Source organism: Mycobacterium sp., assembly GCF_032162105.1.
Classification (GTDB): Bacteria; Actinomycetota; Actinomycetes; order Mycobacteriales; family Mycobacteriaceae; genus Mycobacterium.
Map to the genome: position 1 here is coordinate 1 of NZ_JAVRPS010000041.1, position 10,092 is coordinate 10,092.

The following is a 10,092-nucleotide window of genomic DNA, read 5'->3' on the forward strand; positions in this document are numbered from 1 at the left end:
GCCGTCGCGCGGCCAGCGTCAGCGCCAGGATCGCGAACGCCAGGACCACGGTGATCGGCACGACGAGCACCAGCGCGACGACGCACGCACTTCCCGCGAGTACCCGCACGGAGCGTCGCGCCGGTCTTGCGACGCCCGGCTGCCCGAGTCGTCGCCGCGGCACGCCCGGCGCGATCAACAGAGCCAGCGCGAGGCTGACAGCGGCCGCGCTCACGCCCGGCCCCGCTGCGCGAGAAGACTGCTCAAATCCGCCATGCCTTCGGTGAATCCGCGTTCGACGTGCCACGCGGTGAGCGCGGTCACCAATCCGTCCGAGCTGCGCCGCAGCACGGCGATCTCGGCCAGCTGCCTGCGCCCGCCGCGATCCCGGCTCACGTGCAGCAGCACCTGGACCGCGGCGGCGAGCTGGCTGTGCAGCGCCAACCGGTCCAGTCCTCCGAGTGCGGAGAGGGCTTCCAGGCGTGCGGGCACCTCGGCGGGATTGTTCGCGTGCACGGTGCAGGCGCCCCCGTCGTGGCCGGTGTTCAGAGCAGCCAGAAGATCGACAACCTCGCCGCCGCGCACTTCGCCGACCACGATCCGGTCGGGTCGCATTCGCAGGGCCTGCTTGACCAGGTCCCGTACGGTCACCTCGCCGATGCCCTCGACGTTCGCGCAGCGCGCGACCAACCGGACCAGGTGCGGATGCCGCGGCGCCAACTCCGGTGCGTCCTCGACGCACACGATGCGGTCGTCGGGCGACATGGCGCCGAGCGCGGCGGCCAGCAGCGTGGTCTTGCCCGCACCCGTACCACCCGAGACGAGAAACGCCAGTCGCGCGCCGATGATCTCGGTGAGGAGCCCGAGGGCCTCCGCGGCGATGGCGCCGGCGCCGACCAGCGCGTCGAGGTTCTGGGTGGCCGGTCGCAGCACCCGCAACGACAGGCAGGTTCCGCCGCCCGCGATCGGTGGGAGCACCGCGTGCAGCCGCACGGTCAGGTCGCCGATCCCCAGGCCGGTCAATTGCCCGTCGACCCACGGCTGCGCCTCGTCGAGACGCCGGCCGACCGACAGCGCAAGGCGCTGAGCCAGCCGCTGCACTGCGGCGTCGTCGGTGAACCGGATCATACTGCGGCGCAATCCGTTTCCGTCGTCGACCCACACCGCGTCGGGTGCGGTGACGAGCACGTCGGTGGTGCCGTCGGCGCGCAGGAGCGGCTCGAGGATGCCTGCACCGGTGAGTTCGGTCTGCAGTACCCGCAGGTTGCTCAGCACCTCGGTATCACCAAGCACGCCACCGGATTCCGCGCGGATGGCGGCGGCGACCACGTTCGGCCGAAGCGATGCCGACTCGGCCGCCAACCGCTCCCTGACCCGGTCGATCAGGGAGGCGCTCATTTCTCGACTCCCGGTTGGTGGTGCAACACCGTGAGCACCCGACGGGCGGCTGACGCCAGCGGGGAGCGGCGCCGCAGGCGCAGCCCACCGTGCTCGAGCATGGTCGCCACACCGGGTTGTGTCCGCATCGCGGCCAGCGGCGGCATTCCCACGATCTGCGCTACGTCGGCCGAACTCAGCCCACCCGGCGACGGCCCGCGGACGACGAGACCGACGTTCGGGTTGACCGCCACCAACCACTGGGCGGTGGCCGCTGCGGCGGCGCACGACCGGACGTCGGCGGGGGTGAGGAGGACCACGAGATCGGCGGCGTCCAGCGCGGCTTCGACCGCGTTGGTGGCTCGTCGTGGAAGGTCACAGACGACCGTGGTGCCGCTGCGGCGGCCGGCGTCGACGACCGCGCCGAGCGCCACTGCATCGACCTCGCTGAGAGCGCGGCCTGCGGACAGTACCGTCACGCCGTCCCGGGTCGGGAGCGCGTCATGCAGGGCCGAGTAGTCGAGCCGTCCACCCTGCAACGCCAGGTCAGGCCAGCGCAGCCCGGCCTCGGCTTCCCCGCCGACGGCCAGATCGATGCCACCGCCCCACGGATCGACGTCGAGCAGCAACGCCTTCGGCGCGGCGAACGCGAGCGCCGTCGCAAACACCGACGCACCCGCACCACCCCGTCCGCCGATCACCGCGAGCACGGCTCCGTGGCGCTCCGCCCGCCGCGACTCCACTGCGTCGGAGAGCTCGGCGACGAGATCGGCCTCCTGATCTGGCAGGACCAGCACCCGTTGAACACCTAGGGCGATCGCGGCCTCCCACTGCCCCGACTTCGGCCCGGTGCGCCCGACGAGGAACACACGATTGCGACGCGGCAAGGCGAGTTCGACACAGCGACAGGCGGTTTCACTGTCGAGCACGACGGCCGACGCCGATTCCCACACCTTGCGGCTGGACGGTTCGGCCGCGTGCACGACCCGGACGCCGACGGCCGCGCCGACGCGATCGACCTCGTTGCGCAGGTCCAAATCGGCGACCAGAGCGAGGATCCCACCACTGGTGTTCATCACCCCACTGTGTGCGGCGGCGACGACGTATCGCTACGCCCGCGAGGCCATCTGTGGAGGAAATCGGATCTGTGCACAACGGTTTGCGAGGCTGGACGACCAACGTCACGCCGCAGCGAGTGCGCAGATGCGGGAGGAATGACCCCAGAAAAGGGACGACCCCCGCCAGGGGGGGAGGAGGCGGAGGTCGTCGTGTATCAGCCCCGGGGGGTCGGGCTGATCCACACCCGGCATAAGCCGAGTAATACTCACTATACACACGCTGACACAGCGGGAAGCAAGTCCTCCTTTCACTCGCAACAACCCTGTGACCTCGAAAGTTGCAGCACCGGCCAGGTGACATGGACTGCCACTTGAGCAATGCGGTTCACCTCCCTCGTGACCGCGGGCCCTATGCTGAGAACCGTGAGCGCACCCGACCAAACGGCGGATGGCTCGCTGCCGCCGGGAGGCGAGACGACAGGTGAGATGGCAGGCGAGACCACGACGAGCCGCCCCGTCCGGACCGCGGCCTTCTTCGATCTCGACAAGACGGTCATCGCCAAGTCGAGCACGTTGGCCTTCAGCAGACCCTTCTTCGACCAAGGGCTGATCAATCGTCAGACGGTCCTGAAATCTGCCTACGCGCAGTTCCTGTTTCTGATGTCGGGCGCCGACCACGAACAGATGGACCGGATGCGCTCCTACATCACCAACATGTGCACCGGGTGGAACGTCGAGCAGGTGAAGTCGATCGTCGGCGAGACCCTGCACGAAATCGTCGACCCGCTGGTGTTCGCGGAGGCCGCAAACCTGATCGCGGACCACAAGCTGTGCGGCCGCGACGTCGTCGTCGTGTCGGCATCGGGCGAGGAGATCGTCGCACCGATCGCCCGCGCGCTCGGCGCAACTCACGCGATGGCCACCCGGATGGTCGTCGAGGACGGCAAGTACACCGGCGAGGTGGCCTTCTACTGCTTCGGCGCTGGCAAGGTCGAGGCAATCCAGGAGCTCGCCGCCCGCGAAGGCTACGCACTCGAGCACTGCTACGCCTACTCGGATTCGATCACCGATCTGCCGATGCTCGAGTCCGTCGGCCATCCGACCGTGGTCAATCCCGATCGTGCGTTGCGCAAGGAGTCCGTAGCGCGCGGCTGGCCGGTGCTGACGTTCTCCCGCCCGATATCCCTGCGCGACCGCCTTCCCGCAGCACCGTCAGGCGCCGCGGTCGCGACCACCGTGGCCGTCGGCGCGAGCGCACTGGCGGCAGGCGCACTGACGTACTCGCTGCTCCGGCGCTTCGCCCCCTGACCCGTTCGGCACCCTACCCACCGGTAGCTGAGCCGGGCGGCGTAACGATCCGGCGACGCGACCGAATTGGCACTTGATGTGACCGCGGTCACGGAGTACAAAGGGAAGCACGGAAGCCGGGCGAGGCCAAGGTCGAGCCGGAAGAGAAGGCGCGAACTCCCGAGTCAGGCTACCCAGCACGGAACCCGGCACCCACGCGGAGCAAAAGCCGCGATAATGGCAAAAGTGTTGCGGGCCTGCGTAATTGCGAAAAGCGAACAACGATGATGACTCTTTGGGCGGGGTCACAGATGTAGCGCTTCTCAAGAACGCCGAGGTCGTCCCACGCAACCCCACCAAGCACGCTTGGTAACCGGAGTCCGTGCTAGCGGGCGGCGAGCCGAATTATTTCGGAGCGCCGCCCGCTTCATTTTGCTGGGAAGTCACTCCGAGGCCGCATGAGCTATCGCCAACGCCTCCCTCGCGCCGGCGTGCAACGCGGTGCAGCTGGCGAGGATCCACGCCGTCAAGCCGTCGGGTGTCCCGGACTGGAACCCACGTGCCGCGGCGCGATAGTCGCCGGACTGGCGCATCCAGTAGACCTCGGGCACGCCGAGCCCGTGCGGATCCAGACCGCTGGTGATGGTGATCAGCCGCGACACGGCGCGGGCCACCACGCCGTCGGCGACGCCGAACGGTGCCAGGGTGAGCAGCTCACCGTGCGCGACGGCGGCCAGCACCGGCGCGGGAACCCGTGTGCCGCCGGTGATGACGTCGCGGAGCAACTCGAGGCGACGTCCGACGTCGGCGTCCGGCCGGGGCCTGCCCAGCCGGTCGTCTTCGGTCAGATCGGCGGCAGCCAACGCATGCAGCCGTGCGATCGCCTGCATCGGCGCCCGCTGCCACACCCCGACCAGCGCGGTGGCGCCACCCTCCAGCGCCTCGGCCACCCGGAGCGCACCGGCCAGCACCGGGTCGGCACGCACATCCCCCGTGGCTTCGCTCGCCTCGGGGTCCCCGTCGCCGATCGTCAGCGATCCCCCGTCCAACACCGACGACGCGCGCGCAGCCCGCACTGCGGCCTCCGCGGCCGTCGCCGGCCAGCCACGAAGGTTGACCCGGTGCCGATGTGCCCGGCCGAGCGCCTCCCTGGCTTCGTCACAGGCTTCGGCGACCCCCGGCAGCTCGGTCAGCGGGGCCAGCGGATCCGTCACGGCAGCACACGCTAGCCCGGCACGCGGGGACGAGTCGCCGGGACCCGACCGTTGAGCCCGGCTTCCGTGACGTTCGTCGCAGCAGACGCGCCGCCCGCAGGCGTCACCGTGACTTGCCAACGTTGACGCAACGTCGGGTGACTACTCTCACATCCATGTCGGAGACGCACACCGAAGCTCAGTCGGCCTATCCCCCATCCGGTGACTTCACTGCGCAGGCGAACGCGACCGCCGACCTGTATCGCCAGGCCGAGGCCGACCGGCTGGCGTTCTGGGGCACGCAGGCCAACCGGCTGTCGTGGGAGACCCCGTTCACCGAGGTCCTCGACTGGTCCGGCGCACCGTTCGCCAAGTGGTTCGTGGGTGGGCGGCTCAACGTCGCCTACAACTGCGTCGACCGCCACGTCGAGGCGGGCAACGGTGACCGGGTGGCCATCCACTGGGAGGGTGAGCCCGTCGGCGACCGTCGCACGCTGACCTACTCCGAGCTGTTGGCCGAGGTCTGCAAGGCCGCGAACGCGCTGACGGATCTGGGACTGGTGGCCGGCGACCGTGCCGCCATCTACATGCCGATGGTGCCCGAGGCGATCGTGGCGATGCTGGCCTGTGCGCGGCTGGGGGTCATGCACTCGGTGGTGTTCGCCGGCTATTCGGCGACTGCGCTGAAGGCCCGCATCGAGGATGCCGACGCCAAGCTGGTCATCACCACCGACGGACAGTACCGGCGCGGCAAGGCGGTATCGCTGAAGGAGGCCGTAGATGAGGCAGTCGAAGCGTCCTCCACAGTCGAACACGTTCTGGTGGTGCGGCGCACCGGGATCGACGTGGAGTGGACCGAGGGCCGCGACTTGTGGTGGCACCAGGTGGTGGACAGCGCGTCGACGCAACACGAACCCGAGGCGTTCGACGCCGAGCACCCGCTGTTCCTGCTCTACACGTCGGGAACCACCGGTAAGCCCAAGGGCATCGTGCACACCAGCGGCGGGTACCTGACGCAGTCCAGCTACACCCACTTCAACGTCTTCGACGTCAAGGCCGACAGCGACGTGTACTGGTGCACGGCCGACATCGGCTGGGTCACCGGGCACACCTACATCGTCTACGGCCCGCTATCCAACGGCGTGACCCAGGTGGTCTACGAGGGCACCCCTGCCTCGCCCAATGAGCATCGCCATTTCGAGGTCATCGAAAAGTACGGCGTCACCATCTATTACACGGCGCCGACGCTGGTCCGCACCTTCATGAAGTTCGGCCGCGAGGTCCCCGATGCCCACGACCTGTCCAGCCTGCGGCTGCTCGGCTCGGTCGGCGAGCCGATCAACCCGGAGGCCTGGCGCTGGTACCGGGATGCCTTCGGCGCCAACAAGACTCCGATCGTGGACACCTGGTGGCAGACCGAGACCGGGTCGATCATGATCTCGCCGCTGCCGGGTGTCACGGCGGCCAAGCCGGGATCGGCCATGACCCCGCTGCCCGGCATCTCGGCCAAGATCGTCGATGACGACGGCAACGAGCTCCAGCCAGGCGCCGATCACGGCGAGCAACCCAACGGCTATCTCGTCCTGGATCAGCCGTGGCCGTCGATGCTGCGCGGCATCTGGGGCGATCCCGAGCGGTTCAAGGAAACGTACTGGTCGCGGTTCGCCGAGCAAGGCTGGTACTTCGCCGGCGACGGCGCGCGCTACGACGCCGACGGAAACATCTGGGTGCTGGGCCGCATCGACGACGTGATGAACATTTCCGGGCACCGCATCTCGACCGCCGAGGTGGAGTCCGCGCTCGTCGGACACTCCGGGGTGGCGGAGGCCGCCGTCGTGGGAGCCACCGACGACACCACCGGCCAGGCCATCTGCGCGTTCGTCATCCTGACGGCCCACCACGCCGACACCCCCACCGAAGAGATGGTCGACGCGCTGCGCAAGCAGGTGGCCAAGGAGATCTCCCCCATCGCGCGGCCCCGCGAGATCCACGTCGTCCCCGAACTGCCCAAAACCCGCAGCGGCAAGATCATGCGCCGCCTACTGCGCGACGTCGCAGAGGGCCGCGAGCTCGGCGACACCTCGACGCTGGTGGACCCCAGCGTGTTCGAAGCGATCAGGGCGACCAAGTAGCGGAGCTATGCCACATCGGCGACCGGCACGAATCCCGAGCCCGTCCGACTCTTGGCGGCGATGTCGGCCAGGACCGAGTTGATCGACATCGTCACCGCCGGGGTGTGCAGCGGCACGAACTTCACCACGCAGGCGGGGAGGTCCTCGCTGAACGCACCGTGGATCATGCCGACGAGGCGGTTGTCCACCGTGACCGGCGCCCCGGAGTCGCCGGGCTGCCCGCACACCTGGTTGACGATGGTGCCTGGCTTGTCGCCGGGCCCCCAGGTGACGCCGCAGGAATAGCCGGTGGTGCGGCCGAGCTTGCACGCCACCTCGCCGAACACCGGGTCGGGCCCGATGCCGTCGATGCGGAACCCGTTCACCTCGGCGACCGGCCGCACCAGGTTCGGGTCGAACTGGATGACCGCGTAGTCGAGGCCTTCGTTGCCTGCCACCATGGTGCCAAGCACGCCGTGGTCCTCGGCGCCTTCGGCGGCCACCTGAGCGCCGGGCCCGCCGCAGTGCGCGGAGGTGAAACCGACGAGATTGCCCCGGTCGTCGTTGCCGATCGCGGTGAGCGTGCAGAACGTATCGCCGTCGATGACGATTCCGGAGCCGCCGCCAAGGGCAACGGGATCCCCGGCGGCGCGCGCGAACGGCGCGGCCGGAACCGAGAACGCGAAGGCCAGGGCTGCCATGACGACGACTGTCGCGACAGTGTCGTGCCAGCGATGTCTCAACACCACCCCCATCGACTGCCCCGCCTGGATTCCCGCCAAACCCCGTGAGTCTAACGTCGGCCGGGGAGCTTCAGCCCGGCGCGACATGGCAACATGAACGCCACTGACATCCCAATTTGGTCTCGACGCGGGGAGGACTCGTCCGTGAGCACAGGCGACCGTAAGAACGGCGTGCCGACCACAGTGACTTCGATTCCGCTGGTGGATCCGCACGCGCCGGTACCCGATCCGTCGATCGGCGACCTCGTCAAGGATGCCACCACGCAGGTGTCGACCCTGGTGCGGGCCGAGGTCGAACTCGCCAAGGCCGAGATCACACGTGACCTGAAGAAGGGCCTCACCGGCAGCGTCTTCTTCATCCTGGCGCTCGTGGTGTTGTTCTACTCGACGTTCTTCTTCTTCTTCTTCGTCGCCGAACTCCTCGACACCTGGCTGTGGCGATGGGTCGCCTTCCTGATCGTCTTCGGCGCCATGGTGCTGACCACCGCGGTGCTCGCCCTGTTCGGCTATCTGAAGGTGCGGCGGATCCGCGGGCCGCAGCAGACCATCGAGTCGGTCAAGGAGACACGGGCCGCTCTGACCCCCGGCGGCGACAAGTACGGCGGCAAGGCGATCACATCGGCCGACGGCGCTGCGCGGCCCGCGTCGACCGCAGATCCATCGGGCTGGTAGTGCCGCGGAGCCGTCCCGGCGGCGACAGCAGACAGCCGCCCGATCCGTCGATGACGCGCATCGACGGTCCATGGCGTCATCTCGACGTGCACGCCAACGGGATTCGCTTCCACGTCGTCGAGGCGCTGCCCACCGAGAACCGTCCCGCAGAGTCCGCCGAGCGACCGCTGGTGATACTCATGCACGGGTTTGCGTCGTTCTGGTGGTCGTGGCGGCACCAGCTGCGCGGTCTGACCGGGGCACGCGTGGTGGCCGTGGACCTGCGGGGCTACGGCGGCAGCGACAAACCTCCGCGGGGCTACGACGGCTGGACGCTGGCCGGCGACGCCGCGGGCCTGGTGCGCGCGCTCGGGCACAACACCGCCACACTGGTCGGTCATGCTGACGGTGGGCTGGTGTGCTGGGCGGCGTCGGTGCTCCACCCGCGGTCGGTGCGCGCGATCGCGCTGGTCAGTTCGCCGCACCCGGTGGCGTTGCGCGCCTCCGCGCTGACCCGGCGCGACCAGGGCCTTGCCCTTCTGCCCGGGATGCTGCGCTACCAGGTGCCGTTCTGGCCGGAGCGGGTGCTGACCCGCCACGACGCAGCCGAACTCGAAGCGCTCGTCCGTGGTCGGTCGAGCGGCAAATGGCTGGCGTCAGAGGACTTCTCGGAGACGATCGGCCACCTGCGCCGGGCCGTTCAGATCCCGTCGGCGGCGCATTCCGCGCTGGAGTACCAACGCTGGGCGGTGCGGAGCCAACTTCGCGCCGAGGGTCGACGGTTCATGAAGTCGATGAAGCGCCCCCTGGCCGTTCCGGTGCTGCACATCCGCGGCGACGCCGACCCCTACGTGCTGGCCGACCCGGTGTACAAGACCCAGCATTACGCCCCCCACGGTCGGTACGTATCCATTGCGGGCGCAGGGCATTTCGCGCATGAAGAGGCACCGGCGGAAGTCAACGAACAGCTGTCCCGGTTCCTCGCGCAGGTGCACGGCACCTAGGTCAGGAGATGCAGGCCCCGGTCTGCACCCGTTGGGTACTGCCGACCTTGGCCATCTGCTTGGCCACCTCGTTGGCGGTCAGCACGAAGCCGGTGTCCGCATCGTCCACAGCGGCGCCGAAGACGACGCCAAGCACTCTGCCGTCACGGTCGATCAACGGACCGCCCGAATTACCTTGCCGGACTGCGCCTCTGATGGTGTAGACCTCGCGGGTGACCGTGGTGGTGTGGTAGATGTCCGGCCCGTTGAGCTGGATGATCTCCCGGATCCGTGCCGGCGTGGCGGTGAAGTCGCCGCCGCCCGGGTAGCCCATCACCACCGCGTCGGTGCCCGTCCGCGCTTCCTGCATGTCGAACTGCAACGGCGGCGATGGCAGGCCAGGCACGTCCAGGATGGAGATGTCGGCGCTCGGATCGTAGGACACCACACCGGCGTCGTAGGTCTGGCCGTCGACCTCGACGGTGACGCTCTCCGAGCCCGCGACGACGTGCGCATTGGACATCACCCGGTTCGGCGCGACGACGAAACCGCTACCCTCGAGCACCTTTTGGCAACTCGGCGCAACGCCGCGGATCTTGAGGACGCTTGGCCGGGTGGCCGCGACCACCGGATCGCCTGCCAACGTCGCGTCGGGGATGGCGACGTTGACGATCGGCGTGCGGCCGAACTGCGGGAGCACCTCGGGCAGC

General features: G+C 68.9%; 8 protein-coding genes and 2 pseudogenes. 4 read left to right on the forward strand and 6 right to left on the reverse strand.

What is annotated here, in order from left to right; all coding sequences use genetic code 11:
• From QOC69_RS01855 to ssd, 3 genes and pseudogenes are all read right to left on the reverse strand, one after another.
• Nucleotides 1-214 (reverse strand): annotated as a pseudogene (locus QOC69_RS01855) (type II secretion system F family protein); the annotation flags it as partial.
• The gene (locus tag QOC69_RS01860; RefSeq protein WP_526435788.1) at nt 211-1,377 is read right to left on the reverse strand and encodes a TadA family conjugal transfer-associated ATPase; all 1,167 of its coding nucleotides are present in this window, start codon (nt 1,375-1,377) and stop codon (nt 211-213) included. The gene QOC69_RS01860 and the pseudogene QOC69_RS01855, both read right to left, overlap by 4 nt.
• Nucleotides 1,374-2,432, reverse strand: coding sequence for a septum site-determining protein Ssd (gene ssd / locus QOC69_RS01865; RefSeq protein WP_526435790.1), 1,059 nt, complete (start codon nt 2,430-2,432; stop codon nt 1,374-1,376). The genes QOC69_RS01860 and ssd overlap by 4 nt, the downstream gene beginning before the upstream one ends.
• Before the next feature lie 405 nt (nt 2,433-2,837).
• Here ssd and QOC69_RS01870 point away from each other — a divergent pair, with 405 nt between their 5' ends.
• A complete protein-coding gene (locus tag QOC69_RS01870) occupies nt 2,838-3,722 on the forward strand; it encodes an HAD-IB family hydrolase (protein ID WP_526435792.1) in 885 nt (294 codons plus the stop codon).
• A gap of 422 nt (nt 3,723-4,144) precedes the next feature.
• Here QOC69_RS01870 and QOC69_RS01875 read toward each other — a convergent pair whose 3' ends face one another.
• The gene (locus QOC69_RS01875; RefSeq protein WP_526435794.1) at nt 4,145-4,915 is read right to left on the reverse strand and encodes a Fic family protein; all 771 of its coding nucleotides are present in this window, start codon (nt 4,913-4,915) and stop codon (nt 4,145-4,147) included.
• Nucleotides 4,916-5,070: 155 nt separating this feature from the next.
• On the opposite strand from QOC69_RS01875, the gene acs reads away from it, so the two are divergent.
• Nucleotides 5,071-7,026 (forward strand): acetate--CoA ligase, encoded by a 1,956-nt coding sequence (gene acs / locus QOC69_RS01880; protein ID WP_526435796.1) that lies wholly within the window; start codon nt 5,071-5,073, stop codon nt 7,024-7,026.
• Nucleotides 7,027-7,031: 5 nt separating this feature from the next.
• Here acs and QOC69_RS01885 read toward each other — a convergent pair whose 3' ends face one another.
• Nucleotides 7,032-7,706: a S1 family peptidase gene (locus QOC69_RS01885; protein WP_526435798.1), complete on the reverse strand. Its 675-nt coding sequence runs from the start codon at nt 7,704-7,706 to the stop codon at nt 7,032-7,034.
• A gap of 186 nt (nt 7,707-7,892) precedes the next feature.
• Between QOC69_RS01885 and QOC69_RS01890 the strand changes: the two genes are divergently transcribed.
• Nucleotides 7,893-8,420 carry a phage holin family protein gene (locus QOC69_RS01890; RefSeq protein ID WP_526435800.1) on the forward strand — a complete coding sequence of 176 codons (528 nt, stop codon included), beginning with the start codon at nt 7,893-7,895 and terminating at the stop codon, nt 8,418-8,420.
• Nucleotides 8,421-8,470: 50 nt separating this feature from the next.
• Nucleotides 8,471-9,403: an alpha/beta fold hydrolase gene (locus QOC69_RS01895; protein ID WP_526435802.1), complete on the forward strand. Its 933-nt coding sequence runs from the start codon at nt 8,471-8,473 to the stop codon at nt 9,401-9,403.
• 1 nt (nt 9,404) lies between these two features.
• Here QOC69_RS01895 and marP read toward each other — a convergent pair.
• Nucleotides 9,405-10,092, reverse strand: a pseudogene (marP, locus tag QOC69_RS01900) (acid resistance serine protease MarP); the annotation flags it as partial.